This is a genomic window from Pantoea sp. sgz302252 (assembly GCF_042610525.1).
GTDB lineage: Bacteria > Pseudomonadota > Gammaproteobacteria > Enterobacterales > Enterobacteriaceae > Erwinia.
Genome location: NZ_JBHDVM010000001.1, coordinates 581652 through 607462 on the forward strand (window position 1 = coordinate 581652; position 25811 = coordinate 607462).

Annotated in this window: 24 protein-coding genes and 3 pseudogenes; 19 read left to right on the forward strand and 8 right to left on the reverse strand. The window is 49.6% G+C overall.

Annotated elements, in window-relative coordinates; translation table 11 throughout:
• Nucleotides 1–206: 206 nt before the first annotated feature.
• Both ACETPC_RS02650 and ACETPC_RS02655 read right to left on the reverse strand, forming a co-directional pair.
• Complete coding sequence (locus tag ACETPC_RS02650; RefSeq protein WP_380178314.1) at nt 207–1100, reverse strand: GntR family transcriptional regulator; 894 nt, start codon at nt 1098–1100, stop codon at nt 207–209.
• 178 nt (nt 1101–1278) lie between these two features.
• On the reverse strand, nt 1279–1887 hold the full coding sequence (locus tag ACETPC_RS02655; protein WP_380178316.1) for a MipA/OmpV family protein: 609 nt from the start codon (nt 1885–1887) through the stop codon (nt 1279–1281).
• On the opposite strand from ACETPC_RS02655, the pseudogene ACETPC_RS02660 reads away from it, so the two are divergent.
• Nucleotides 1792–3930: pseudogene (locus tag ACETPC_RS02660) on the forward strand (efflux RND transporter permease subunit); the annotation flags it as partial. The gene ACETPC_RS02655 and the pseudogene ACETPC_RS02660 overlap by 96 nt on opposite strands.
• A 33-nt stretch (nt 3931–3963) precedes the next feature.
• On the opposite strand, the gene ACETPC_RS02665 reads toward ACETPC_RS02660, so the two are convergent.
• On the reverse strand, nt 3964–4746 hold the full coding sequence (locus ACETPC_RS02665) for a GNAT family N-acetyltransferase (protein WP_380178847.1): 783 nt from the start codon (nt 4744–4746) through the stop codon (nt 3964–3966).
• Nucleotides 4747–5055: 309 nt separating this feature from the next.
• On the opposite strand from ACETPC_RS02665, the gene ACETPC_RS02670 reads away from it, so the two are divergent.
• The 8 genes from ACETPC_RS02670 (at nt 5056) to ACETPC_RS02705 (ending at nt 12312) form a co-directional block, all read left to right on the forward strand.
• The gene (locus tag ACETPC_RS02670; RefSeq protein WP_380178318.1) at nt 5056–6024 is read left to right on the forward strand and encodes a VirK/YbjX family protein; all 969 of its coding nucleotides are present in this window, start codon (nt 5056–5058) and stop codon (nt 6022–6024) included.
• A gap of 51 nt (nt 6025–6075) precedes the next feature.
• Complete coding sequence (locus ACETPC_RS02675; RefSeq protein ID WP_380178320.1) at nt 6076–6318, forward strand: DUF2543 family protein; 243 nt, start codon at nt 6076–6078, stop codon at nt 6316–6318.
• A gap of 609 nt (nt 6319–6927) precedes the next feature.
• Entirely contained in the window at nt 6928–7608 is a 681-nt protein-coding gene (gene alsE, locus ACETPC_RS02680; protein ID WP_380178322.1) for a D-allulose 6-phosphate 3-epimerase, read from the forward strand.
• Between the two features lie 143 nt (nt 7609–7751).
• A complete protein-coding gene (locus ACETPC_RS02685) occupies nt 7752–8222 on the forward strand; it encodes a PTS sugar transporter subunit IIA (RefSeq protein WP_380178324.1) in 471 nt (156 codons plus the stop codon).
• A gap of 57 nt (nt 8223–8279) precedes the next feature.
• Nucleotides 8280–8591 carry a PTS fructose transporter subunit IIB gene (locus ACETPC_RS02690; RefSeq protein WP_380178326.1) on the forward strand — a complete coding sequence of 104 codons (312 nt, stop codon included), beginning with the start codon at nt 8280–8282 and terminating at the stop codon, nt 8589–8591.
• Nucleotides 8592–8633: 42 nt separating this feature from the next.
• Entirely contained in the window at nt 8634–9740 is a 1107-nt protein-coding gene (locus ACETPC_RS02695; protein WP_380178328.1) for a PTS fructose transporter subunit IIC, read from the forward strand.
• Nucleotides 9741–9943: 203 nt separating this feature from the next.
• A complete protein-coding gene (locus tag ACETPC_RS02700) occupies nt 9944–10408 on the forward strand; it encodes an NUDIX hydrolase (protein WP_380178330.1) in 465 nt (154 codons plus the stop codon).
• A gap of 701 nt (nt 10409–11109) precedes the next feature.
• On the forward strand, nt 11110–12312 hold the full coding sequence (locus ACETPC_RS02705; RefSeq protein ID WP_380178332.1) for a multidrug effflux MFS transporter: 1203 nt from the start codon (nt 11110–11112) through the stop codon (nt 12310–12312).
• Between the two features lie 7 nt (nt 12313–12319).
• On the opposite strand, the gene ACETPC_RS02710 is transcribed toward ACETPC_RS02705, so the two are convergent.
• Together ACETPC_RS02710 and ACETPC_RS02715 are read right to left on the reverse strand one after the other, a co-directional pair.
• Nucleotides 12320–13000, reverse strand: a complete 681-nt coding sequence (locus ACETPC_RS02710) for a nitroreductase (RefSeq protein ID WP_380178334.1) — start codon at nt 12998–13000, stop codon at nt 12320–12322.
• Between the two features lie 259 nt (nt 13001–13259).
• Nucleotides 13260–14265: pseudogene (locus ACETPC_RS02715) on the reverse strand (alpha/beta hydrolase).
• Nucleotides 14266–14370: 105 nt separating this feature from the next.
• Between ACETPC_RS02715 and ACETPC_RS02720 the strand changes: the two are divergent.
• The 8 genes and pseudogenes from ACETPC_RS02720 to ACETPC_RS02755 all read left to right on the forward strand — a co-directional run bounded on the left by ACETPC_RS02720 (nt 14371) and on the right by ACETPC_RS02755 (nt 21671).
• Nucleotides 14371–15051 (forward strand): heavy metal response regulator transcription factor, encoded by a 681-nt coding sequence (locus ACETPC_RS02720; protein ID WP_380178336.1) that lies wholly within the window; start codon nt 14371–14373, stop codon nt 15049–15051.
• A gap of 15 nt (nt 15052–15066) precedes the next feature.
• A complete protein-coding gene (locus ACETPC_RS02725) occupies nt 15067–16524 on the forward strand; it encodes a heavy metal sensor histidine kinase (RefSeq protein WP_380178338.1) in 1458 nt (485 codons plus the stop codon).
• 64 nt (nt 16525–16588) lie between these two features.
• Nucleotides 16589–17068 (forward strand): cupin domain-containing protein, encoded by a 480-nt coding sequence (locus ACETPC_RS02730; protein ID WP_380178340.1) that lies wholly within the window; start codon nt 16589–16591, stop codon nt 17066–17068.
• Nucleotides 17046–17807, forward strand: a complete 762-nt coding sequence (locus ACETPC_RS02735; RefSeq protein ID WP_380178342.1) for a carboxymuconolactone decarboxylase family protein — start codon at nt 17046–17048, stop codon at nt 17805–17807. Before ACETPC_RS02730 ends, ACETPC_RS02735 begins: the two co-directional genes overlap by 23 nt.
• Nucleotides 17808–17816: 9 nt before the next feature.
• A complete protein-coding gene (locus ACETPC_RS02740) occupies nt 17817–18401 on the forward strand; it encodes a flavodoxin (RefSeq protein WP_380178344.1) in 585 nt (194 codons plus the stop codon).
• Between the two features lie 107 nt (nt 18402–18508).
• The gene (locus tag ACETPC_RS02745) at nt 18509–19573 is read left to right on the forward strand and encodes an alpha/beta fold hydrolase (RefSeq protein WP_380178346.1); all 1065 of its coding nucleotides are present in this window, start codon (nt 18509–18511) and stop codon (nt 19571–19573) included.
• A 232-nt stretch (nt 19574–19805) separates the two neighbouring features.
• Complete coding sequence (locus ACETPC_RS02750; protein WP_380178348.1) at nt 19806–20657, forward strand: aldo/keto reductase; 852 nt, start codon at nt 19806–19808, stop codon at nt 20655–20657.
• Nucleotides 20658–20683: 26 nt separating this feature from the next.
• Nucleotides 20684–21671: pseudogene (locus ACETPC_RS02755) on the forward strand (aldo/keto reductase).
• A 34-nt stretch (nt 21672–21705) separates the two neighbouring features.
• Here the strand turns inward: ACETPC_RS02755 and ACETPC_RS02760 are convergent.
• A complete protein-coding gene (locus ACETPC_RS02760) occupies nt 21706–22599 on the reverse strand; it encodes a LysR family transcriptional regulator (protein ID WP_380178350.1) in 894 nt (297 codons plus the stop codon).
• Nucleotides 22600–22747: 148 nt separating this feature from the next.
• Between ACETPC_RS02760 and ACETPC_RS02765 the strand changes: the two genes are divergently transcribed.
• Together ACETPC_RS02765 and ACETPC_RS02770 are read left to right on the forward strand one after the other, a co-directional pair.
• Nucleotides 22748–23539, forward strand: a complete 792-nt coding sequence (locus ACETPC_RS02765) for an SDR family oxidoreductase (protein WP_380178352.1) — start codon at nt 22748–22750, stop codon at nt 23537–23539.
• A gap of 18 nt (nt 23540–23557) precedes the next feature.
• A complete protein-coding gene (locus tag ACETPC_RS02770; RefSeq protein ID WP_380178353.1) occupies nt 23558–23779 on the forward strand; it encodes a DUF1471 domain-containing protein in 222 nt (73 codons plus the stop codon).
• Between the two features lie 420 nt (nt 23780–24199).
• Here ACETPC_RS02770 and sfmF read toward each other — a convergent pair whose 3' ends face one another.
• Nucleotides 24200–24751 carry a fimbria assembly protein gene (gene sfmF, locus ACETPC_RS02775; RefSeq protein ID WP_380178355.1) on the reverse strand — a complete coding sequence of 184 codons (552 nt, stop codon included), beginning with the start codon at nt 24749–24751 and terminating at the stop codon, nt 24200–24202.
• 9 nt (nt 24752–24760) lie between these two features.
• Complete coding sequence (locus ACETPC_RS02780; protein ID WP_380178357.1) at nt 24761–25786, reverse strand: fimbrial protein; 1026 nt, start codon at nt 25784–25786, stop codon at nt 24761–24763.
• Between the last annotated feature and the right edge of the window lie 25 nt (nt 25787–25811).

The following is a 25811-nucleotide window of genomic DNA, read 5'->3' on the forward strand; positions in this document are numbered from 1 at the left end:
AAATAATAGCAAGTTATGCAAAAGGGAATATTAATTTGCGAGCTGCCTCGTAAAATATAAACATGTGGTAGCCGACCGTGAAAACACGGCAGGCCGCGTTGAAGCAAAAGAGGCATCCTGATAAACGCCGCTGGCTCTGGCAGCGCAGCCTGGACTGACGCTGCCTTTATCAACTATTAAACAGAGGGCGAAACTGGATGGTTCTCTCAGGCTTCCGTGCTGATACGACGCATCTTTTTATTTTCCAGCGCTACGGCCAGATGCTGTTTCAGCAGGTAAGAGGCTTCAATTCGCTGGCCAGTTTCAATCATCGCCAGAATACGCATATGGTCTTTTACCTCGGCATAATAACGGCTGCGATCGTCCATAATACGATAATCCATTAGTTTACGCATACGGTTAACGTTACGCAGCGAAATTTCGAAGAAGGGGTTGTTTGAAAAACCGATCACCGTTTCATGAAAGCGATACCCGGCCAGCTGTAGCTGTTTTGGCGAAAGGCGCTCTATGCCGTTATCCAGCAGCATTTCCAGTTCACGGCGGATCTCGTTGATTTTCTCTTGCGGCGCATTGAAAGTCGGCTCCAGCATCGCCATCGGTTCGATAACCATACGAAAGCTGAAAATATGCTCCAGCGCCGCTTTGGTTTTCGCTACCGGCAAAAAGCGCCAGCCATAGCCCTGCCTGCGTTCCACCCAGCCTTCGCTGATACCGCGCGCCAGCACGGTCGAGAGCTGGCTTTTGGTCAGGCTATAGCGCTTCATCAGGAAAAGTTCGGTGACTTCCGCCTCGATATTATCCTGTAGCCAGTCCTCTGCCAGCTGATAATACTCCGGCAAATCATCGCCGCCGATGTCGACCTGCTCATCATTATGCTGTGGCGCATAGTCTTCCCGCACAAAAAAACCACGGTTCAGCTTTTGCTGTAGCACGCCTTTCTGCTCCAGATAAACCAGCGCCTCGCGCACTGGCGAGCGGGAAACGTCAAAGGTTTCGGCAAGTTTTGGCACGCTCAGATGCGCGCCAGGGCTGATATCGCCAGAATCAATCAAACTAACAATTTTCAGGGCAAGTCGTTCAGTCAGGGCACTGATTTTCATAATTTCGCTCGGACAGCCGGAAAAAATGCAAATGTAGAGGCAATTATTGCATTTGGGCCGCAGTAAAAGCAATATTAGCAGCGATAAAATGCCGGTAAGGCGGGCTGGAGTCTGCGCCGTTAAAGCGGCGCAGATAAGTAAGCAGGGCGGCTAAAAGCGAAAACTATACTCGCAAATTTTATTTGAAAGTATAAAGAAGGCCTAAAGTTAATTCAGTATTGTTATTGCTGGTAACCACTGGGCTTTTACGGATGCTTTCTGCAAACTGGGTATATTTAAAATCAGCGTATCCCGACCAGTGATTATCAAAATAGTGTAGCCAGCTAATATCTGCCTCATAACTGTTTAATCCCGATGAGGCATGGAAGGCATTAAACCGGGAGCGCTGGCTCTGCTTTGCTGAAACGCCGTAAAAAAGATTGTTATAACGCGAATCACCGAAATTTGCGGTGGTTGCAATGCCGAGCGTATCGGTAGTTGTGTCGATAACGGAAAATTTCAGCGCGGCAGCATATTGCATGCCCTGACTGTCGGTAAGCGGCGCAGTAAAATTGCCCTCTATAGCGACCCAGTCCGCCACCTGCCAGCCCAAAGTGGTTGAGGAGTTGACTGCAGATTTAATGCTGCCCATGCCTTTGAGCCTGTCCGATCCTTGTCGCCAGTCAGAGTCGTGATCTTTTCTGCCTGTGGAGCGGCGGCGCGTGCCGATTTGCCGGTCGGGATGTCCATCATCACAGTAGCGAATCAGCGAGAGATCGTAAAAGAGGCGATCGGCGGATTTATGCATGTTTTGGCAGAAGCTATCGTTATCGTACTGGCCGTCTCTTTTGTGTCGCTGGGAATGCGCGCTGGTTTAGTCGTGGCGGTTGCTATTCCGCTGGTGCTGGCGCTGACGTTTACCGGGATGGCTCTGGCCGGTATCGGATTACAGCGTATCTCTCTGGGGGCGTTGATTATCGCGCTTGGACTGCTGGTGGATGACGCCATGATCACTATCGAATCCATGGTCACCCGGCTGGAGCAGGGAGAGAGCCTGAAAAGAGCGGCGGCGTCGGCTTTTACCAGCACGGCTTTCCCTATGCTGACGGGAACCCTGGTAATGATAGCCGGTTTTATCCCTGTGGGATTCGCCAAATCCATGGCGGGGGAATATTGCTATTCGCTGTTTATGGTCGTGTTGATCTCGTTACTCAGTTCCTGGCTGGTGGCGGTGCTTTTCTCCCCGCTAAGCGGTATCTGGATACTGCCGAAAAAAATTCCGCATCATCAGGAAAATGGCGGATTTGTCAGCCGGGCCTATAGCAGACTGCTCAACTTTGCTCTGGCTAACCGTGGAAAGGTAACGCTGGCTTCTGTACTGCTGCTGGTCTTCGCTTTATGGTCATCCCAGTGGCTTAAAAGTGAATTTTTCCCGGCGTCGGACAGGCCGGAACTGCTGCTGTCGTTGACGCTGCCTGAAAGCGCGACTCAGGCGCAAACGGAAAAAGTAGTGCACAGCCTGGAGCAGATAATCGACAAAGAGAAAACCGTCGCCCGCTATTCATCCTATATCGGCACCGGCGCCATCCGCTTTTATCTGCCGATGGATATTCAATCCGAAGCGGAAAATACGGCGCAACTGGTTATTGTCGCGCACGATCTTCAGGCCAGAAATCAATTACAGCAGCGGCTTACTGCTTTGCTTAATAATCAATTTAGCGATTACGTTACGCGGCTTTCGCCGCTGGAGCTGGGGCCGCCCGTCGGCTGGCCGGTGAAATACAGGCTCGAGGGGCCTGATTTCACTCAGGTACGCATTCTGGCGGAAGAGCTACGTCATATCGTCGCTTCCGCCAGCCAAATCAGCAATGTAAACCTGACCGGCGGAATGCCGCGCAGACAGATTGAGGCCACACCAAATATTGCGGCAGCCAGAGCGGTTGGGCTGGGTAAAGAAGAGATCTATCAGGCAATGCATCTTTTTTACAGCGGTGAGGTGGTTGCAGCTATGCGTCAGCCGCAGCGGCTGGTGGATATCGTGCTACAGGGGGATCCCCAGGAAAGGGAAGATTTAGCAAGCATCAAAAGTTTCCCGGTTAGCTACGCTGCCGACAAAACCATTCCTCTAAGCCAGATCGCGCAAATTAGCTGGAAACTCACCGATCCGATGATACAACGCCGAAACGGTCTGCCCTCCATTCAGGTTCAGGCTGATGTCACAACAGGTAGCAATGTGGATGAAGTTATCGCCAGCCTGGATAAACCGGTAAGCGAATTTAGCCGCAAACTGCCCGACGGTTACCACATCCGGGTAGAGGGTGAAACTGAAGACGCCGACAAGGGAAACAGCTCTCTCTATGCCGTATTGCCTGTAACTCTGGTCTGCATGCTCGGCATCATGATGATTCAGCTGCAAAGCTATGCCAGGGTGCTGCTGGCGGTAGCTATGGTGCCGTTCGGCTTTATCGGCGTGGCAGGCGCGTTATTGCCAACGGGTATGCCGATGGGATTTGTCGCTATCCTTGGCGTAATTGCCTTAAGCGGCATGATTATGCGCAACGCGGTTATTCTGATTAGCAAAGTGGATGAGAATCTGAAGCAGGGCGGCGAGGCTGAAGCCGCTATTAAAAGAGCTGCGATGCACAGAGCCAGGCCCGTCGTGCTGACGGCCTGCGCCGCAATTTGTGGGATGATCCCCATTTCGCGGCAGATATTCTGGGGGCCGATGGCCTGTGCCATTATCGGCGGATTGACAGCGGCGACCTTTTTTACGCTGACCTTGCTCCCGGTGTTGCTGAGCTGGCTTATTAAACTGGAAAGCAAAACCGGGAAGGCGGCCGCTCGCGGCTAAGAAAGCAGGGCGGATAAGCGATCCGCCCTGATTTTAAAAGAAAGGTTTGCCGGTAGTAAAAGCGTTTGCCCAGCGTAATTTATAGTTCCATTCTTCGGTAAGCGCACCGATTGAAAAAGTCATGGGCTTTGCTGTTTCTTCTGCGTACAGCTTAGCCTGCTGGACATTTTTCCACATCACCAGGCTGCCGGGGCTCAAATGGGCATAGCGCGTATCGACACCGCCGTTCGGCACGTCAAAATAGAGTCGCCCGGCGCTTTCTGCCATCAGCACCAGATCGAAGGCACAGGGTGAGTTATCAATAAGCAGCACGTTACCGAAAACCATATGTCTGAGGTGATGGATCAGCGCGGTCATGGTTTGCCGATCGTAGCAGCGGACTTTCCCCGCAAAACGGGCATTAAACAGGGTGATATAGATATCGGCAAGCTCGGAAGCGGAAAAATGCGACTGATCCAGGCACTGCCCGCCGGCTTTAATAAAACGATTGAATTCATTCCTGCGGTTTTTTTCAAACTTTGCAGAAAAGGTCGGTTTGATCAGACAAACCTTATTCTTCCTGGCCAGCGTATAGTTGATGCCATAAAGATTATCTTTAAGCATTGGTGAAAGCCTGTTGCTTTTTTCCGGAAAAAATACCTTATGCTCTGGATGTATTGGAAACACTATTTCATCGTATGAAACAGGATATTTATTCCAGAGGTGAATGCCGGGGTCACAACCGTTTATTAGAGGCCAGGCGGCGATGACTTCGCCACGAGCAGTAAAGTGAAAATAGTTTACCTTGAGGTTTTCCCGGAAGGCGATAAAATCGATAACGTCCGGGTGCATATTGATGCTTCCGCCATAACGCATATAGCAGTGCCGGTAGATTTCTGCGTTTGACTCTTTCCAGCCAAAAAGTTTTCTTTTAAGGTAGTTCATAGGATGTTGCTAAAAATAAAAAAAGGATGGGTATGTTAAATTTTTATTGTCAATAATCAGACAAGATTTTATCAACCGCCCTGCGAAAAATTCAATAAATTTAACGGGAGTAAAAGAGGTTTATTGACAGGAAGTTGATATTAACCTGCATAATTCACTGTTTTGATAACCAGCTGAATCGCGAAAAGATCACGGAGCACCATGACGCAGCTAACGGAACTTGATTACAAAACCAGATTACCTGACACGCCTGTTAAACTTTGCTTATCTCTTTTTACTGGCGCGCTTACGCCTCATTCCCTTTGGCAGTCGGCACCTTTCCGCCGTAAATTTTTGCTGCGCGCGCTGATTATGCCCGTCTCTACTTTCAAAGTACTGAATATGATCACGCAGCATCCCGCTTATCCCGAGCTTTTACAGGCACAGCCCAGGCTCCCTTGCAGGCTGCATCGCCCTTATTTATCAAACCAGTTAACGCGCCGTGAATGTACTGATGCAATTATTTTTCATTACAAAAAAATAACAGCCTTACTGGATGAAACGGCTTTTATAAAACACCTGAGCGGAGAAGGAATACGGCTTTGCTCCTTTTCCGGAAAGGACGGGGGCGATTATTACATTAACTTTATTTCAACCCGCAAGCTCGACCGCGAAGGCGAGGCGAGCCTAATCCTGAAAAGAGCGGATGGTCAAATGCTGGCGGAAATCACTTTTACACTTTGCGAGAAAGAACAGCAGGCGGTGATAATAACAGGCGGATTACAGGGGCCAAATAATCCTGACTCGCAGCAAATTGTGCAGGCCGCCACAAAAAATCTTTATGGCATCTTTCCCAAAAAATTAGTGTTTGAGGCTCTGCTTGTAATAGCCCGGCTTTTTAACGTTAGCCGGATCCTCGCCGTCTCTAATAAAGCGCATGTTTATTCGTCGCTGCGCTATAAAAACCGCCAAAAACATATGCATGCCGATTATGATTCATTCTGGGAAATGGTCGGGGGCGTGCCCACTGACAGAGCAATGTTTTCGCTGCCGCTGGCAACTACCAGAAAAGGATTTGAGGAAATTGCCAGTAAGAAAAGAGCCGAATATCGCAGACGTTACGAGCTACTGGACAAGCTGACGGCGCAGATTGAAACCGGCTTCCGGTTAAAAGTGGCAATGTCGTTCTGAGTATGAAATTATGCGGGTTGCCAAGACAGAAGGTCATCCTGAGGACAATTTATGAACGAAGTGCCGCTTAAATATTATGACATCGTGGACGAGTACGCGACAGAATCCGCCGAGCCGGTGAACGAGCAGGAGCGCGAACCTCTGGCGCGCTACTTCCAGCTGCTGCTTACTCGCCTCAGCAATAATGAAGAGATCAGCGAAGAGGCGCAGCAGGAGATGGCCAGCGAAGCCGGCATCAAAGCTCAGCGTATTGATGATATAGCGACGTTTCTCAACCAGTGGGGCAACGAGTAGTTTTTTATCAGGCCTGGCCGCAAAATCGCGTCGGGCCTTTGTCGTCAGGGCTAAGTTTATAAGCGCCAGAGAACAGGGCTGTTAGCTATGCCTGTTCGCCGTTCGCATGGTGGTTAATCACTACTCCTTTCAAACAGGTGCTGCTGTTTCTTACTGAACACGGCCCCATGCCTAAGCGGATACCTCAGTACAACGACTGGTTATGTAATTTTCTCGCAACACAAATCTACAACCAGTTGATCATATTGAGAAAATAGCAGTAGCATCCCGCTTTTTCCTGTAGCTTTAGCCCGCTTAAAGCCGATACGCGACGAATAGTGTTAGCGGTAACTCAATTTTTAACACTTTTTTATGTTAGCGCTAACTTTGCGAGATTGATCACGGATGTATTCACTATGGCTGTTTATAGTTCACTCTGTTGAGTACTGAGGGTGACAATAGGATTAGCGAATTAAAATAAAGGTTGTGGTTACGCCTGATACCGGGAGAGTAACGCAGCACCGAACGTAAAATTTCAGTCATGCAGCAAAAATAAGGTCATTGTTATAAACAATCGGCCTCGATGTCACTCAGGTCATAATTAGCTGAATCTCAGATTGGAGAAGATTTATGGGCGCCAAATTTTCACCGTCATTAATGTGTATGGATTTGACATTGTTCAAAGAACAAATTACTGCAATGAATAAAAAAGCGGATTTTTACCATGTCGATATCATGGATGGCAACTACGTTCGCAATATCACACTTTCGCCTTTTTTTATTGAGCACCTGAAAAAAATCACCACCGTTCCCATTGATGTCCACCTGATGGTTAACCATCCGGAAGATATCATTCCAATGTGTCTCGATGCCGGCGCTGATATCATCAGTTTCCATCCGGAAACGGCAAATAACAAAATCTTCCGGCTTCTTAACCAAATCAAAGATGCGGGTAAAAAATGTGGGGTAGTGCTAAACCCGGCAACGCCAGCGGAAAGTATCACAGAGTATGCCCATTTACTGGATAAAGTGACCGTGATGTCAGTTGATCCCGGCTATGCAGGGCAGAAATTTATTCCGGAGTCGCTTAATAAAATCAAAAAACTTATCAAGATGCGTGAAAGTAACCATTACCATTACCTCACTGAAATTGATGGGTCATGTAATGAAAAAACATTTAGCCAGGTTGCCGCTTCTGGCGTGGATGTATTTATCGTGGGCACATCCGGCCTGTTTTCTTTAGATGCCGATGTCGGCCAGGCATGGGATAAGATGATCGATATTTTCCAGCGGGAAACTGTTGCTGCATAACATCCTTAAATGCAGGGCAGAACAAAATAACGTCATCTTAGACCTTCAATGAACTACAAAGCATTGTGGTCGAAATAGCAATTTACTCTCAATTGCAAAACCCTGTGTTGCTCGATCTAACTCTATACCAGTAAAGGTAGATTATGGATATTTCCAATGTACTTAGTGTTAAAAACATCAAATTAAGCATGGCGGCGAAAACTAAAGAAGAGGCCATTGAAGAATTGACCGAGTTGCTGGTGCGTGATGGTTCCGTTATTGATAAAGACGAGTTTATTCGGGATGTCTGGTTACGTGAAGAGCAGGGATCAACCGGATTCGAAAATCATATTGCCATCCCCCATGGTAAATCCTCAGGCGTTGCCCGCACAACTCTGGCCATTGGACGTACCCAACATGAGATCCCATGGGAAACTATGGATGGTAGCGATGTTCGCTGCATTATTTTATTTGCCGTTTGTTTAGTGGATCAGAATACGACCCATATCCGTTTGCTGTCACAGGTTTCAGGATCATTAGCAGACGAAGAGATAATAGCTAAATTACTGGTGGAATCCGATCCACAAAAAATCATCGAGCTTTTCAATCCAGAGGATGAGGATGTAAAAGCCTGATTGCAATAGTTTTTGCTGATAAATTAAACACAATGAGACAGATCGCGGAGAATCAATATGAATATTGTCGGCGTTACAGCTTGCACGGTAGGCATCGCCCATACCTATATTGCACAAAAGAAAATTGAGATAGCAGCCAAAAAGGCCGGGCATAACGTTAAAATTGAAACTCAGGGTACGATTGGCATCGAGAACCCCTTAACCGAGCAAGAGATTGCCCAGGCAGATATCGTGCTGTTGGCTGCCGATGTCAAAGTTTCCGGGGAAGAGCGCTTTGCAGGAAAGAAAGTCGTTAAAGTCACCACGGAAACGGCAGTGAAATCGCCCAACAAGCTGATTGAAAAGCTGGCTGAATTAGTCAATTCATGAATTTTATCTGCTTTATTTACTATAAATAAAAGGATGTGGTTTATGAGTGTAAAAGAGATATGGAAAGCAGCAAATCCCAAGGGCCATTTGCTGACCGCTATCTCGTTCCTGATCCCAATTGTCTGTGGCGCTGGGTTTATTATCGCTATCGGTATGGCTTTTGGCGGAACGGTACAGGATGCTCTGGTGCCGGGGCAGTTTGATTTGTGGCAGGTCTTCGCCACCCTGGGCGCTAAGGCACTCGGACTTTTGCCCGTTGTTATTGCTATCGGGATTGCCGGTTCGATCGCTGGCAAGCCCGGCATTGCGCCGGGTTTTGTCGTAGGCCTGGCGGCTAATGCTATCGGCGCAGGTTTTATCGGTGGCATGATCGGCGGCTACATTGCCGGGTATATAGCTCTTGCTATCATTAAAAAGGTGAGGGTGCCTGACTGGGCGCGCGGTTTAATGCCTACTCTGGTCGTGCCCTTTTTTGCATCCATTTTCAGCTGCCTGATTATGGTCTATATCATAGGTACACCTATTGGTATTTTTACCGATGCTTTGACCTCTTTCCTGAGAGGCATGGGGAGTTCCTCTAATTTACTTTTAGGGGCGGTTATTGGCGCTTTGTGTATTGTTGATTTTGGTGGGCCGATCAATAAAACCTGCTTTGCCTTTGTTCTGACGCTTCAGGCACAGGGCATAAACGAGCCGATTACTGCGCTGCAGCTGGTTAATACTGCAACGCCGGTCGGTTTGGGGCTTGCTTACTTTATTGCTAAGCTCATGCGTAAGAATATTTATAATAATGAAGAAATTGAAACGTTAAAATCAGCAGTGCCTATGGGGATAGTGAATATAGTTGAAGGCTCTATACCTATAGTGATGAATGATATCGTTCGTGGTATCTCGGCTGCTGCCATCGGCGGCGCCTGTGGTGGCGCGGTGACCATGGTGTATGGCGCTGATGCGACAGTGCCTTTTGGCGGCATTTTGATGATCCCGACAATGTCGAATCCAATGGCCGGGATAGCAGCCTTGCTGGTCAATATATTCGTAACGGCCACGGTTTACGCCATCATCAAAAAAGATGTTCCTCGCGATGTTATTATCAACAATGATGATGAAGAAGAGGATATTGACCTGGCTGATATTAAAATAAGCTAAATATAGTTGGCGCGAATGGAGGCGAAGCCATTCCGGCGCCAACGCTGGCAAGTCAGGCGCGGGGGTATTATTATGACGCGCGCGGCAGTATAGAAGCGGTTAATGACGATGAGGGCCAGGTACAGTATCTGCTGAACGATAACGGCCAGAGCACCGAAGTCAGATGGCCGCTGTTCAGCGAACAGCCTTTACAAGGAAAGACCATGCGTATCCGTTGTGCAGCAAGATTACTTGTTATTAACTCAGCCCGTCAGGTGTTGCTGTTTCGTTTTTCCCATTACAATGATGCGCTGTCTGGTCAGACATACTGGGCTACGCCTGGCGGAGGCGTGAAGAAAGGCGAAAATTTCGAGCAGGCTGCTATCAGAGAGCTTCGTGAGGAGACTGGTATTGTTCGGGACAATGTAGGGCAATGCGTTGCGCAAAGAGAGTTCCGGATGATGCTTCCTTGTGGAGAAGAGGTACTGGCTAAGGAACAGTTTTACATTGTAGCCATTGACGCTATCGATATTGATACCGCTGAATGGACTGACAATGAGAAAAACGTTATTACTGATTACGCCTGGTGGGATCTTAGGGCGCTGGCAAATACCAGCGAAGTGGTTTATCCGCTTAATCTCACTGAGATAATTTGGGGAGCAAAAGTGGATCCAGTGTTGACTGAATAGCACCGCAAAGCTTGAGGTGCCGACAGATTTCTTTATCAGTTTTTCAGGCCAGCAGGCCGTCCGCAACGAGCAACGCCGTGAGCGATACGGCAAGCTAGTTTTGTTGTCTGGATAAGTGAGGCGTCGCGGATCAGGGGCGCTGGAGTTACTGATTATCCATCACGATCTAAAATACGGCATGCCAGAGCCGATACCTGAATCATCCAATCAGCAAGTTGAGTGACAAGGCCCAAAGCGCCTTTTTTACTATCCTTATCGTAGTGCGCATAATGTATATTATGTTAAATATGGTGAGACGAGCCCGACATAATCGCTACCCGGTTTATACATTCTGCACTCTCCCGAGCCAACAAGTCCACCTATGGTAACCACGTCAGAAATGTTGGCCGATTTAAGGATTCATATAGATATTATATTTGAAATTGTATAAAAAGTAATGCATCTGTAAAAAACATAGGGTGAAATATTGGAATGGCCCTATGTTTTATACTAATTCACTTGAATATCTAATGTAAAAGATAAACTTCCAGCGAAGTTTGAATTGAGTCTTCCGATAGATAAAAACCCACCTTTACTTACTCTAATCATCATATTTCATAGATTGATGAGTATGATTCATAGTGCCTATCCCACAGACAGTCATTATCAAGCTTACTAAATCCATTAAGATGTGATGATTCCTGCCTCTTTTTAGGGTTAACATGTCCACTATTAATTTCCAAAAGCAAACTCCCACGGCTACAAAACACGGTCTAACATTTTTGCTCATTCTCAGCGCTCTGATGGCTGTTACCTCTTTATCAACCGACATCTATCTTCCGGCTATGCCCGTCATGGCCAGAGATTTGCAGGGAGATGCTGAATTAACAATCACAGGGTTCCTTATCGGCTTTTGCATCGCACAACTGATTTGGGGACCGATTAGCGATCGTTACGGGCGTCGTCCGCCGCTGTTTATTGGCTTGGGTCTGTTCATCATCGGCTCGGTGGGCTGCGCGTTATCGACAGATATCGTGCAAATTGTCTTCTGGCGTGTTTTTCAGGCGTTAGGTGCCTGTACGGGTCCGATGCTGGCACGAGCAATGATCCGTGACCTGTTTAGCCGCACTCGTGCAGCACAAATGCTTTCAACCCTGATGATCATTATGGCCATCGCGCCAATTGCCGGTCCACTGATCGGCGGGCAAATGATTAAAGTCACCTCGTGGCATGCTATTTTCTGGCTGCTGGCGATTATCGTAATATTAATGCTGATGTCTTTATTCTGGTTACCGGAGACATTACCTGTTGAAAAACGTTCGCAAGCCTCCATAGCCAGAGCCTTTCAAAACTACTATGCCTTGCTAACCAACGCCAAATACATGCAGTTTACTCTGTGCCTGACGTTCTATTACGTCGCGGCCTACGCCTTTATCACAGGCTCTCCGTTTGTGTACATCACGTACTTCGGTGTCGATCCGCAGCACTACGGTTGGCTGTTTGCAGTAAACGTCGTGGGATTAATGGCTGTGAGTATGGTCAACAGACGCCTGGTTCACCGCTATCCGCTGGAAGCGTTGCTCAGGAATGCCGTATTCATCGCCACTATTGCCGCATTAGTGCTGGCGATCACGACCGGTCTGGGTTTAGGTGGAATTACCGTGATTGTCAGTGCTGTGTTCGTATTCTTCTCTATGAATGGCATCATCGCTGCAACATCTACAGCTTGCGCACTTGACGCAGTGCCTAACGTTGCAGGCTCTGCATCGGCGCTAATGGGAGCGTTACAATATGGCAGTGGCATCATCTCCTCACTTCTTCTCGCTCTGTTCAGCGATGGGACGCCATGGACAATGGGCTGGATAATTACGTTGTTTACTGCGGCCAGCGCCTTGATGGCACTGACCGTTCAGCTAAAAAAATAAAACTTCATTATTGATGCCAGACGACACTTTCGTCTATAGATACCCGCCCTTCCCTGTAACTCAGGGAGGGGTGCGTTTTATCTGGCATCCCAAAAGAAATACCGTATAGCAGCCTGAAATTCTCAGGAACATTTAAGATCCGACGCACCGTTTGGGCAAAATAACTCAGTACTGCCTGTGAAACGCCTGCGTAACCGCGAGCTGCCAGAGAAAGCAGGAATGTCTGTGCATACATCCCGGCATCCGAGGCAACACGAACGTTGTCCCCAACAACAGGAATGAACAACAGAGCAACATGAGGCGCTCCGAAAAACTTTACGTTACGTTCCACCACTTCTGAGCGGCTTAAGTTATCCTCCCGCGCAACACCCAGTGCCTGATAGTACGAGCGCCCCTGCTCCGAAGCCCGTTGCCTGAATAGTTCGGGATAGGCTTCTTTATCAAACGTGAAATCAGGACTGTAGTTCCCAGCCCTCAAATCTTCCGTCAGGGCGTGGCTTAATTCACGAAGCTTCTCTCCTGCAACGATATGCAGGGACCAGGGTTGAGTATTGCAGTTGGATGGCGCGCATTGCGCTTCGAGCAAAATGTCTTTGAGGATATCGCTGGGGATAGGAGATGGAAGAAAGGCTCTTGCCGAGTACCTGTTTTTTACTACCTCATTAAATGTTGGCTCTTGCGTACTCATTTGCTTCTCCGCCTGAAAGTAATTTGAAGTGAATGATTCATTCTCTCCCGATCCATCCTGTCACATCAGGCTCATCGTTTTCATTCCCGGTTCCAGATTAGGTCTATGAATTCCATTCATAGCGCCTATTTAAACAGCGTAATTATCTTTAACCGCAACTTCGTTAATCTGGGTCTATCGCGTGAACACGCAAGCGGAAAATGGCTACAGCTGATGGACATACCCCAGCCAGCGCGGCTGGGGTGTCATTGGAGGCTAACTAAATATTCTTATCGAAGAAGACGTCTAACTTTTGCATTGCCTGGTCAACGTATTTTGGCACCCAATACGTCTCGATATGGGTAGCGCCATCGATCAGGAAGAGTTCTTTGTCCTTCGTACCTGTGGCTTTCGCGAACGCGTCTTCAGTCATATAAAGCGTATCCGCTTTTGTACCGGCAATCATCAGCAGCGGTTTATTGATGAGATTGATATGGTCCGTTACGTCAAAGCTCATCAAATCCAGAAGACTGCTGGTGGTGTATTTAAACGTGGAGTTCGGGTGGGCATGGGTTTTCCAGTAGTACTCGTAGCCCTGTCGATATAAGGCAAAAGGCAATTTAGCTATCTGTTCATCAGTCAGGTTTGCATCACCGGAGTAAAGCACTTCGCCTCCGGCTGCTTCCTGAGCGCGTGCGTCAGAAGCCTGCTGAAGACGCTGCTGGACCGTATCCAGCTGTGAATCCTGCATACCGTTGCGGCGCACAAGGCCTGAATTAAACATGCTGATGGTTGCTATCGATTTGAAACGCTTGTCAGTTTCGGCCGCAACAAGTGAATACCCTCCGCCTCCGCAAATGCCAAGCAGACCGAGGCGGGAAGTATCAACCCCCGGATACTGGCTGATGTAGTCAGCCATGCCGTGAACGTCTTCAATACGGTTAGCCGGTTTATCCACGCTACGAGGCATCCCACCGCTAGCGCCCTGATAAGCTGCATCAGCGGTGATCGTGATGTAGCCCTGCTCGGCAAGGCGCTGCGCATACAACCCGGCGACCTGTTCTTTTACGCCGCCATTAGGATGCGCGACCACCACGGCAGGGTATTGCAGGCGTATAGACATTCGCGGCAATCTGGATGCCATGCAGATCGTATTTCACCGGATGAATGTTGACCCTGCCTTTAACATTCTCGGTGATGGCACCGTCATAGACGAGTGTGAATGGATTCTTTTTGTAATCAGCCGCATTGACTGAAGTCACTCCAGCCAATGCCGTTAGCAGCATTGCACTTATAAGCGTGAATTTCATGGTCTCTCCCGATGAGTATCGTCCTGGTTATACAGGCTCGCGGAATCAAATTTGCAGGCTCAGTTAAGAGGAAGTGCCGTTATGCGCCTGTTGTTGGTCGAAGATGAAGAAAAAACATCAGCCTATCTCAGCCGTGCGTTAGGTGAATCCGGATTTATGGTAGATGTCTCTGCAGATGGCGCGGAAGGACTTCATTACGCGCTGGAGTTCGACTACGACGCGATAATACTGGATGTAATGCTGCCGGGGATGGATGGTTACCGGGTACTTGAGGGTGTGCGAGCAGACAAACAGACGCCGGTGCTGATGCTCTCGGCTCGGGGTTCGGTCGATGAACGCGTTAAAGGGCTTCGCCTTGGCGCGGATGATTATCTGCCCAAGCCCTTTTCGCTTATTGAACTGGTTGCACGCATTCAGGCACTGGTGCGCCGCCGCTCCACGGATGGCGCAGATATTACCCAACTGCAAATTCACGATCTGAATCTCGATTTACTGGCTCGTCGGGTATTACGCGCCGGAACACGACTGGAACTGACCGCGAAAGAATTTTCCCTGTTGAGCCTTCTGGCGCGGCATCAGGGGGAGATTCTGTCAAAGATGATGATTGCTGAGCAGATATGGGACATGAATTTTGACAGCGATGCCAACGTGGTTGAGGTCGCTATTAAACGTCTGCGGGCCAAAGTTGATGCTCCGTTCGACGTCAAACTGCTGCATACCGTTCGTGGAATGGGGTATGTCCTCGAAGTCCGGACTGAATAAATGAAGGGGATAAGCATGCTTAAGCGTTCCATCTCCGTTCACCTGGCCCTGATGTTTGCCTTATCCGCGCTACTGATTGTTTCCGTTATCGGCATCCTGCTCAGAAGCTCCTTGCATGACTCTTTGCAAAAGCAGATGCACAACGAGCTGCTGTTCCGCGAATCATTAATGAGTCCGTGGATAACCGCACGAACCTCGGCTGACGGCTGGTCTGCGCTGGCCAGTAAATTTACCTTGCTAACCAATTCCGAAGGTGAACGCGTTCGCTACTGGATCGTGAGCGATAACCCACGCTTTAGCATGGGGGGAACACCACCGGTAGGTGTTCAGTGGTCTTCTTTGCGGGAAGGCTTTAATAAAGTGCCCGGCGCATCAGAAGGTGCATGCTCGCTGTTTCTGTTAGTGAAAACGATCCCCGCCAACGGTGAAAGGCCTGAGCTGCGCTATGTGGTTGCCATCGACTCCACGCCTTACATGGGAACACTAGATGCATTCACACGTACACTGCTGATCATCGCTGCACTGGGTGTAGTGATTGTCGCCTTGCTGGGATACATCGTCTCAAGGGTCGGGCTTCGCCCGGTTGGAACGCTCAGTAAACAGGCCCGGCATCTCGCACCGGGAGACCATGGCCAGCGCCTGATTACCAGTGCATTACCTGAAGAATTGCAGCAGTTAGCCTCCTCTTTTAACGGTGTGCTGGAGCGTCAGGAGATAGCCTGGCGACAGCTTGAAAGTTTTAACGCGGATGTTGCCCATGAACTCCGAACCCCCCTGACTAACCTGATTGGCCAGACGCAGCTGGGGCTTTCACGCCGACGCTCGCAGGATGAACTGGAAGAGTTACTCGGTTCAAATCTTGAAGAGCTTGAACGCATGACGTCAATAGTTAACGACATGCTGTTCCTGTCTCATGCACATGCGGGTGAACATGCTTCCCAGCTTACGCAGGTATCGCTACGCGAAGAAACCCTGAAAACAGCGGAATATGTTGAACCCTCTTTTGCTGAAAAACAGCTTTCGCTGGATGTTGCGGGCGACGTCATCGCGCACATCGACAGGCGGTTATTCCACCGTTCACTGGCCAATTTACTGGAAAATAGCGCAAGACATTCACCATCCAGTAGCACGGTTACTGTGCGGTTAAGCGAAACCGGTCATCAAGCCTGTGTTGAAGTGTCAAACCCGGGCGATCCAATAGCACCAGAGCACTTACACCGGCTTTTCGAGCGGTTCTATCGCGTTGACACCTCCCGGGCCAGGAGTGATACCCATCATGGACTGGGCCTGTCGATCGTGCGTGCCGTCGCCATTATGCACCGAGGAGATGTCTTTGCCCGTAGTGAAGGTGGCATCAATACTTTTGCCCTCACCTTTGCGCTACAAGCGGATAAAGCGGCAGACAATGCTCAATCCGGTACTGAGTCGGGACCCGGGTTAGCTGACAGAATTGTCAGGGGGGCGTCAGCCTGACGTCATTCCCCCCTCGATAAAATCATCGCAGGCAATCCCTTTTTCACTGATAAGGACGCTTTGCATGATCGGACATTTACGTTACCTGGGGCTGTTACTGCCCCTCTTCACATTTTCGTCCTGGGCGGCGGAGCAAAATCCCTCTGTTCATATTGCTCCCGCCGGAAGTCAGAACGCGGTATATGGGCCAGAGGAGAACTTTACCGGTCGCGTCCGGGTTGATCCTTTGTTCAAACCAGATAACGACATTCGTGTTTCCGGAGCTTATGTCACTTTTGAACCTGGTGCCCGTTCCGCCTGGCATACGCATCCGGCAGGTCAGCGGCTTATTGTGACCTCAGGTGTTGGGCTCACCCAGCAAGAAGGTCAGCCGGTGCAGGTTATCCGCGCGGGTGACGTTGTCTCTTGCCCGGCGGGCGTCAAACACTGGCACGGCGCGGCACCCGGTAGCGCGATGACGCATCTGGCGATAACCGGGATTGTGGATGGCAAAAGCGTAAACTGGATGGAGAAAGTGACAGATGAACAATACCACGCCCATTAAAGCATTAGCGGCAGCTTTACTGCTGACCTCTGGTTTTGGTCTCACGGTAAATGCTGCGCCCGTCAGTAAAGCAGCCTCAGCAACGAACCACGAACAAACCGTTTCAGATACGCTGTCAGCGCGCCAGCAGGCCATCCCGTTGATTGCGACATCGATGGCCAGCAGTCAGATGGATAAGCTGAATGCAGCCCTGAATCAGGGTCTTGACGCAGGGCTCACGATTAACGAAACCAAAGAGATTCTCGTCCAACTCTACGCCTACACGGGGTTCCCTCGCAGCCTGAATGCACTTAATGAACTGATGAAGGTCGTCGACGCGCGTAAGCAACGTGGCATTAAAGACCCAGAGGGTAAAGAGCCGGTTGCCCCGATCCCTGTTGGAGATGAGCTTCGCCGTGTCGGTACCGCAAACCAGACGAAAATCTCCGGCGCCCCCGTCCAGGGCCCCCTGTTTGATTTTGCCCCGGTCATTAACCAGTTCCTGCAAACGCATCTGTTCGGGGACATTTTCGCCCGCGATAACCTCGACTGGCAAAGCCGCGAGCTGGCAACGGTTGGCGCGTTAGCGGCCACACCCGGCGTTGAGGCCCAGCTGTTATCGCATACGCGAGCAAGCATGCGGGTCGGCCTGACGGCAGCGCAGCTCCGCCAGCTGGTACAGATTCTGCGTGGACATGGCGAAAATGATGCAGCTGTGCGGACAAAGAAGGCGTTGCAACAGGCGCTCGCAAATAATTAGGAGTTGGTTATGAAGCTTGATCCCACTCGCAGAATGTTGATTACGGCGCTTGCCGGGCTCACGCTGGCGAACGTCTCTCTGGCATCAGCAACTACCGGAAACGCAAACGTGCAGGGTAAAAGCCGGGTTCTGGTAGCGTACTTTTCCCGCAGCGGAAATACACGGGTGATTGCGGGCGTCATTCACCGTAGCCTGAACACAGATCTGTTTGAAATTGAACCGGCCACGCCTTACCCGGAAGACTATTTTCAGACTGTTGAGCAGGCGAAAAATGAGCGTGAGCGGGGAGTAAAACCAGCATTAAAAAAGAGCGTCACAGATATTTCACGCTATGAGACTGTGTATTTAGGCTTTCCCGTCTGGGGGACCAGCGTGCCTCCCGTAGTGCAAACGTTTCTCAGCAGCCATAACCTTGCGGGCAAATTACTTATCCCCTTCATTACTCACGGCGGCTACGGTAAAGGAGACAGCGAAAACATTCTTGCCAGTCTCACCCCAGCAGCCCGCAGAGAAAAAGCGCTGGTCATTGAATGCGACCAGGAGCGAAGAACCACGGAAACGGTGACAAGCTGGTTAGAGACCATACACAGTTGATCGTCTGCATTCATTAGTCTGCCAGATAAGGGCAATCAGGGATGCTAAATAATTAACGCTGACAACTCAGATATGATCGAACAGCAAACATAACAGAGGATGTAATCTTGAAGACGATTTTAAAAACGCTGGCCATCTGCGTGATGGCAGGTGGCCTGATGGCTCAGTCAGTATACGCCGAGCCACTGATCATTCAGGAACAGGGAAGCTTTTCTGCTGGCGGTACTGTCATCTCTGCACCAGGGAAATTTGACGCGAAAAAGCCGCTGGAATCTGCAGGCCAAACCTGGCATGGCGATCATGCGTCTGTGTTCTACCAAATCCCGGAAAATCCGCATAAATACCCTATTGTCATGCTGCACGGCGCAGGTCAGTTCTCCCGTACCTGGGAAAGCACCCCGGATGGTCGCGAAGGGTTCCAGAACATATTCCTGCGTCGCGGGTTCTCAACTTATCTTGTCGATCAGCCGCGTCGGGGCAGCGCCGGGCGCACTACTGTAGAAGGTACTGTTTCGCCAAAACCGGACGAGCAGATGTGGTTTAACCAGTTCCGGGTTGGCGTGTGGCCAGAGTATTTTAAAGGCGTTCAGTTCTCTCATAACAAAGAGGCGCTGAATCAGTATTTCCGTCAGATGACCCCGAATACCGGGCCGTTTGATATCAATGTTATCTCTGATGCGATGTCTGCCGTCGTGGATAAATCAGGCCCGGCAATCCTCTTCACCCACTCTCAGGGTGGCGGGCCGGGCTGGTACACGGCGATGAAAAACGACAAGGTCAAAGCCATTGTCGCCTTCGAGCCTGGCAGCAGCTTTGTCTTCCCGGAAAAAGAACTCCCTGCCCCTATGCCAAGCGCATTTGACACGCTGAAGGGTGAGCCTGTGCCAATGGAGCAGTTTATGGCCCTGACTAAAATCCCGATTCTGATTATTTACGGCGATAACATACCGGATAAGCCTGTAGCCATGCCTGCGCAGGACAGCTGGCGCGTACGTCTGGCAATGGCTCGTGAATGGCGTGATGTGGTGAACAAGCATGGCGGGCATGTGACGGTTACACATCTGCCTGAGGCAGGTATAAAAGGTAATACCCACTTCCCTTTCTCTGACCTGAATAATGTCCAGATCGCCGATTTGGTCAGTCAGTTCCTGAAAGAAAATAAACTGCAGTAGGACAAGATAACAGTGAGCCTTCATTACTGAAGGCTCAATACAAAAATCATCTCTATAAAAAATAAGTGACCTGACCCTGGCGGAAAAATGTTGAATGTGTTGCGCACAAGGCTGACCGTCAGTCCGCTCAAATTAATGAATTCATCTAATAAACCCTAGCTAATTACCCTGCCTAATAGAATAAATTACTTTGCGTTATGCTTTTCCTGAACAACAGCTAAAGGATAACGTCATGCAAACTGTAAAACTGAACAACGGTGTTGAAATGCCCCTGCTGGGCTTTGGTGTCTTCCAGATGACAGATGCCGCTGAATGTGAGCGCGCCGTTATTGATGCCATTGATACTGGATACCGCCTGATCGATACCGCAGCGTCTTACCAGAATGAAACCCAGGTCGGGAACGCACTGAAACAGATCGATATTGCACGTAACGAACTTTTTGTCACAACCAAACTGTGGCTGCAGGATACCAGTTACGAAGGTGCTAAAGCACAGTTCGAGCGTTCCCTGAATCGACTGCAACTTGACTATGTTGACCTGTACCTGATTCACCAGCCTTACGGTGATGTCCACGGGGCATGGCGAGCCATGGAAGAACTGCAGCTGGCAGGCAAAGTTCGCGCCATTGGCGTCAGCAACTTCCACCCTGACCGGCTGGCCGATCTTATCGCCTTCAACAAAGTGGCCCCTGCGGTAAACCAGATTGAAGTTAACCCCTTCAACCAGCAGCTGCATGCCGTTCCATGGATGCAAAGCCGTGGCATTCAGCCGGAAGCCTGGGCCCCCTTTGCTGAGGGTAAAAATGGTCTGTTCCAGCATCCCGTGTTGACGGCGATTGGGCAGAAGTACGGTAAAAGTGTGGGTCAGATTGTGCTGCGGTGGATCTACCAGCGAGGCATCGTTTCGCTGGCAAAATCGGTGCGAAAAGAACGCATGGAAGAGAACATCAACATTCTCGATTTTGAACTCAGCTCTGAAGATATGCTACAGATTGCCGCCCTCGACACCGCAACCAGTGCCTTCTTCTCTCACCGCGATCCGGCGATGGTGGAATGGCTGACTGGCCGCAAACTGGATGTTTAAGTCGCGATAAATGAGGTATTCATTCAATGCAAAAACGTTATCTGGGTAAATCCGGACTCGAAGTCTCCGCACTTGGACTCGGCTGCATGGGCCTCAGCCACGGCTACGGCCCGGCGACCGATACCCGTCAGGCTATTGAGCTCATTCGCGCAGCGGTTGAACAAGGCGTCACATTCTTCGATACCGCTGAAGTGTACGGCCCCTTCCTTAATGAAGAAGTTGTCGGGGATGCCTTAAAACCGTTTCGTGATCGTGTGGTCATCGCTACCAAGTTTGGTTTTACCTTTGGCGATGACAACAAGCAGCAGATTTTAAACAGCCGTCCGGAGCATCCGTGAAGCTGTGGAGGGATCATTACGCCGTCTTAAAACTGATGTCATTGATCTGCTGTATCAGCACCGTGTCGACCCGGATGTCCCCATTGAAGATGTCGCGGGAACCGTGAAAGACCTGATTGCTGAAGGCAAAGTCAAGCATTTCGGTCTGTCCGAGGCTGGCGCAAAAACCATTCGTCGTGCGCACGCTGTACAACCTGTCACTGCGCTGCAAAGCGAATACTCCATGTGGTGGCGCGAGCCAGAGCAGGAGATCCTGCCATTACTGGAAGAACTGGGCATTGGTTTCGTTCCCTTCAGCCCATTAGGTAAAGGCTTCCTGACAGGATCGATTAAACCAGGAACAACGTTTGGCAAGGATGATTACCGCAGCACCGTACCGCGTTTCGCTGAACAGGCGATTGAAGCCAATGAAAAGCTGGTTTCCTTGCTGGGTGAATTGGCGGCAGAGAATGGCGTGACGTCTGCGCAAATTGCGCTGGCATGGCTGCTGGCACAAAAGCCGTGGATTGTTCCTATCCCTGGCACCACCAAGCTACACCGGCTGGAGGAAAACCTGGGGGCTGCCGACATTATTCTTTCGCAGGATGACTCACGTCAGATAACCCAGGCGCTTGAAACCATTAAAATCGTCGGCGAACGTTACTCTCCTGAGCACCAGGCTCGCGTAGGCCGTTAATACCCGGGCGGGTCCGCTGAGATTGGGGGACCCGTTATTCCTGGTAGCGAAGCACATCGATCATCAGCGCAAAGGCGGGTGGATGCTGCTTACGGCTCGGGTAGTAGAGGTAATATCCGGGGAAAGACGGACACCACTCCTGCAGAACCTGAATAAGTTCTCCTGACTTTATATAATCCTGCACCCTGTCTTCAGGTATACAGGCGATGCCAAAACCGGATAAAGCAGCATCAATCCTTTCCGCCTGCAAATTAAACGTTACCTGCCCTTCCACTCTGACCCGTAACGGTTTCCCTTCCTTCTCAAACTCCCAGTGGTAAAGCCCACCGGCTGTCGGCAGGCGCATATTGATACACCGATGATTTTGTAGCTCGTGCGGCGTTTCAGGTGCAGGATTTGCAGCGAAATAAGACGGCGCTCCTACCACAGCCATTCTCATGTCCGGCCCAATTCTTACCGCAATCATGTCCTTATCCACACTTTCGCCCAGACGGATCCCGGCATCAAAACGCCCCTCAACAATATCGACAAAGCCGTTATCAACGACCAGTTCAACATTGATTTCCGGGTATTCCCTGAGGAAGGGTTTTAGCTTCGGCCATACCAGACTTCGCACGGCATGCTCCCCGGCAGATAAACGGATATTACCGGAGGCAGTGCCGTTCAGCTGAACCAGCGATTCCAGTTCCTGCTCAAGATCGGCAATACGTGGCTCAAGGCAGGCAATAATTCTCTCACCGGCCTCTGTAGGGGCTACACTTCGGGTCGTACGGGTCAGAAGGCGAATATTCAGCCTTTCCTCCAGGGCCTTCATCGCGTGGCTGAGTGCAGACTGAGAAACCCCCAGTTTACCCGCTGCTTTGGTAAAACTTCTCTCCCTCGCGACCACAAGAAAGATTTGCAGTTCATTGAAGTTTTCTTTGAGCATCGGCGATTTCCTTATGGTGGCATTCCCTTCATCACACACTCATGAAGGGTGTTCATAGACACAATCATTTTAACCCTATTACTGACAATAATGATAATTGATATTCTGACCGTATCGAAAATAAGTCTGATTTATCAGAAGGTTTATCATGAAAATACTCGTTGCAGGGGCGACAGGAAGTATTGGCCTTCATGTCGTCAATACCGCTATCAAAATGGGCCATCAGCCTGTAGCGCTGATCCGAAATAAGCGCAAAGTGAAATCGCTTCCTCGGGGAACAGATATTTTTTACGGCGATGTTTCATTGCCTGAAACACTCACCGAATTACCGAAAGATATTGATGCCATCATTTTCACTCTCGGTTCCGATGGTCAGGGTCGTATTGGTGCCAGGGCGATAGATTATGGCGGAGTGCGCAATATTTTACGAATATTCAGGAATGTATCTGTTCGTATCAGCCTGATGACCACGATTGGCGTGACTGAACGACTCAGCACCTGGAATCAACGCACTGAGGTTCATGACTGGAAAAGACGTGCCGAGCGTCTGGTCAGGACCACTGGTCACCCCTATACCATCGTCAGGCCCGGCTGGTTTGATTACAACAATGATGATGAACACAGGATTGTTATGCTTCAGGGGGATCGTCGCCATGCAGGAACACCGGAAGATGGTGTGGTATCCCGGGATCAAATCGCCCAGGTTCTGGTCAGTGCCCTAACCCACGACGAGGCAAAAAATAAAACGTTCGAACTGGTGTCTGAACGAGGTGAAGCACAGCATGATCTTACCCCACTGTTTGCAGATCTGCTGGCTGATGATCCACAAAAAATTGATGGGGTTCTGGACATAGACAATATGCCTCTGCGTGAAGAACCTGACTGCATTATTAACGAGCTGAATTTGTATTCAAAAAAATTAACCAATCTACAACCCTGACAATTTTGTCAATTGGTCATGGGATTTATTTCAGTGAATAATGTCTCTGCTGCCCAAGAAATTAATCATGCAGATGGGAAAGAAAAGATCGGTGTCGTCTCAACCAGCAATGCCTATACGCTTGATGAGTTATCGGATGTTCTTTCTCGCAAGGCTGACGAGCAAGGGGCAACGTCATTCAAAATCCTGTCGACAACGGGGGATAATAGACTACACGGGGTTGCTGAAATCTATAAATAAATCATAAGCCTCCCGAACAGGATGTGTCACAGCCCTCTTAAAGTGAGCGTCGATATATGTTCAGAACAGAAGGGATCATCGATGAGATAACTCAATGGATTGATTCAAACGGATAAGAAACATGTACCTTTGCAGTCGATTCATGGCACAAAGCGGAAGAGCCAACAAAGCTGAAGGTCCGATGTGAGCGATATCCGCCGTCAAGGAAGATGTAGTTGCCCGGCGATTATCTCCAGAGTTACGCTAAATCTTGTGATGCGTCAAATTATGTATATTCCTCAAACCCAGAATAGTTAAATAAGCCATCACAGTCAGAACTAACGCCGTTATTCTTACTCTGTCCTTCCGGTTCCTGTGTCAGCTTGCCTGTTGGCCTGGCCTCCAAAAGTCGATGCCCTTCTGCCGCTGCCAGGCGGCGCTTCAGTCATAGTTCAGCGTAAAGAGCGCCGAGGCGTTTGCTTTTCCCGGCTTAACATTAGCTGTGGATACGTAATTGGCCCAAAAGTTTAGCGTGGCATTACCTCTGGCGTCTGCCACTGCCGGTGGTGTCGCTTCACCCACAGGTATGCGGCTATGACCATTATCCAGAATTTCGATCGCTACCCCTTGGGCGGCACTGTCATCCTGCGCGTCAATGGCCAGCAAGCTGCTGTCGCTGCTGTCTTTCGCACCGGTAAATGTTAACTTTACGCTATCGGCCGTACAGCCGAGCAAATGGATGCTAAAAGGTACTGCCGTTGTGGTTTGCCCCGTTTTCTGTAACTGTTTGGTTTGCCATTCGCCGAGCCTTACTGGCTTATTGATATCATCAGGATCAACCGTACATCCAACCGCGACCACTGTCGCCGTGAGACGAATGTTTATCTCTCCCAGAGCATTTGTTGCGGCAGTTTGCGGCGTGTAACACAGCAATGCACTTGTCATCAATGCACCCGTATGCGCTATAAAAAGGCGTAGCTTATTCATTAACATATTGTGCCCCTAGTCAAAATCCACACGCAAATAGCCCTCGGCCGTAAATTTTCCTTCAGCGGGCTTATTACCGGTAATGCTGACCGGCCATGCCGAAATGGGCACGCTGGCTGAAGCATTGCCATCAAGCTGAAAAGGAATTTTACTCTCTGCATTGTTTGGCATTAACGGTTGCTGGTTTTTGTCGGCCAGCACGAAACCAAGATCGGGGTTATCCGACACAATAGCGTTACTGGCGACATTGTTCGCTTCCAGCCTTAACGAAAGCATGGCCTGAGCATCAATGTTTTTGCACTGAATACCAATATTGCGCGTTTGTGGATTAACGCCAGCCGGTTTATTGCCTGCGCCTGCGGCTGCAAATGCCGAGGCAGCGATGTTGCCAAAATCGATGGTAATGATTTTGTCCGGCGTAAATTCGCAGCTTTGCGGTATAACGATTTGCCCGCCCAGGGTAACGGTGGCTATCGGCGCCCCGCTTACCTGAATGCCTGGCTGGGTATTCAGGTACGTCTGCAGTGCCAGCACGCTAAAATGCGAGAAGCCGATAAAGGGCTTGCGGATCCGTAAGGAAATTTTCCCTTTGTTTCCCGTTCCCCAGCCGCTGCTGATTTGACTGCGGTTCATGCTGAGTTTATTGGAAGCGTCGTAGAACGGAACCTGAGGGAAAGTCTGGCTGTTGCCTCCCACATATACCTGAAAAGAAGCATCCAGATAATCGTTTAGTTTATACCACTGCGTATCGCCAATTTTTTCCGACAGCGGAAGTGGGCTAACTGCGGTGGCATAGGCCTCCGCTGTAAAAGGATAAGGAGGCTCATCGCAGTGCCCGGAATAGGATCCTTCTCCCTGAAAGTCCGTTGCATCGACAATAATGGCGCCCGCCTTATCTTTATCTTTATCCGCAATGTCCCGCTGAATATTATCGATAACAAAATTGTGCGTTCCGTCCTGCGCGGTACAGTGATATGTATAGGCGAAAGCCGGTAGGTTTCCCGCCAGCAGGAGGAAAAAGAGAAGCGTTAGTTTTGACATGGTTCTTTCCTGTCAGTTAAGCAGC

Coding starts and splice junctions, on each gene's coding strand:
- ACETPC_RS02720 (WP_380178336.1), top strand. CDS start 14,371: ATGCGCCTGTTGTTGGTCGAAGATGAAGAAAAAACATCAGCCTATCTC.
- ACETPC_RS02700 (WP_380178330.1), top strand. CDS start 9,944: ATGCGTATCCGTTGTGCAGCAAGATTACTTGTTATTAACTCAGCCCGT.
- ACETPC_RS02735 (WP_380178342.1), top strand. CDS start 17,046: ATGAACAATACCACGCCCATTAAAGCATTAGCGGCAGCTTTACTGCTG.
- ACETPC_RS02765 (WP_380178352.1), top strand. CDS start 22,748: ATGAAAATACTCGTTGCAGGGGCGACAGGAAGTATTGGCCTTCATGTC.
- ACETPC_RS02695 (WP_380178328.1), top strand. CDS start 8,634: ATGAGTGTAAAAGAGATATGGAAAGCAGCAAATCCCAAGGGCCATTTG.
- ACETPC_RS02740 (WP_380178344.1), top strand. CDS start 17,817: ATGAAGCTTGATCCCACTCGCAGAATGTTGATTACGGCGCTTGCCGGG.
- ACETPC_RS02725 (WP_380178338.1), top strand. CDS start 15,067: ATGCTTAAGCGTTCCATCTCCGTTCACCTGGCCCTGATGTTTGCCTTA.
- ACETPC_RS02685 (WP_380178324.1), top strand. CDS start 7,752: ATGGATATTTCCAATGTACTTAGTGTTAAAAACATCAAATTAAGCATG.
- ACETPC_RS02710 (WP_380178334.1), bottom strand. CDS start 13,000: ATGAGTACGCAAGAGCCAACATTTAATGAGGTAGTAAAAAACAGGTAC.
- ACETPC_RS02780 (WP_380178357.1), bottom strand. CDS start 25,786: ATGTCAAAACTAACGCTTCTCTTTTTCCTCCTGCTGGCGGGAAACCTA.
- ACETPC_RS02655 (WP_380178316.1), bottom strand. CDS start 1,887: ATGCATAAATCCGCCGATCGCCTCTTTTACGATCTCTCGCTGATTCGC.
- ACETPC_RS02730 (WP_380178340.1), top strand. CDS start 16,589: ATGATCGGACATTTACGTTACCTGGGGCTGTTACTGCCCCTCTTCACA.
- ACETPC_RS02670 (WP_380178318.1), top strand. CDS start 5,056: ATGACGCAGCTAACGGAACTTGATTACAAAACCAGATTACCTGACACG.
- ACETPC_RS02750 (WP_380178348.1), top strand. CDS start 19,806: ATGCAAACTGTAAAACTGAACAACGGTGTTGAAATGCCCCTGCTGGGC.
- sfmF (WP_380178355.1), bottom strand. CDS start 24,751: ATGTTAATGAATAAGCTACGCCTTTTTATAGCGCATACGGGTGCATTG.
- alsE (WP_380178322.1), top strand. CDS start 6,928: ATGGGCGCCAAATTTTCACCGTCATTAATGTGTATGGATTTGACATTG.
- ACETPC_RS02690 (WP_380178326.1), top strand. CDS start 8,280: ATGAATATTGTCGGCGTTACAGCTTGCACGGTAGGCATCGCCCATACC.
- ACETPC_RS02760 (WP_380178350.1), bottom strand. CDS start 22,599: ATGCTCAAAGAAAACTTCAATGAACTGCAAATCTTTCTTGTGGTCGCG.
- ACETPC_RS02650 (WP_380178314.1), bottom strand. CDS start 1,100: ATGAAAATCAGTGCCCTGACTGAACGACTTGCCCTGAAAATTGTTAGT.
- ACETPC_RS02770 (WP_380178353.1), top strand. CDS start 23,558: ATGGGATTTATTTCAGTGAATAATGTCTCTGCTGCCCAAGAAATTAAT.
- ACETPC_RS02705 (WP_380178332.1), top strand. CDS start 11,110: ATGTCCACTATTAATTTCCAAAAGCAAACTCCCACGGCTACAAAACAC.
- ACETPC_RS02675 (WP_380178320.1), top strand. CDS start 6,076: ATGAACGAAGTGCCGCTTAAATATTATGACATCGTGGACGAGTACGCG.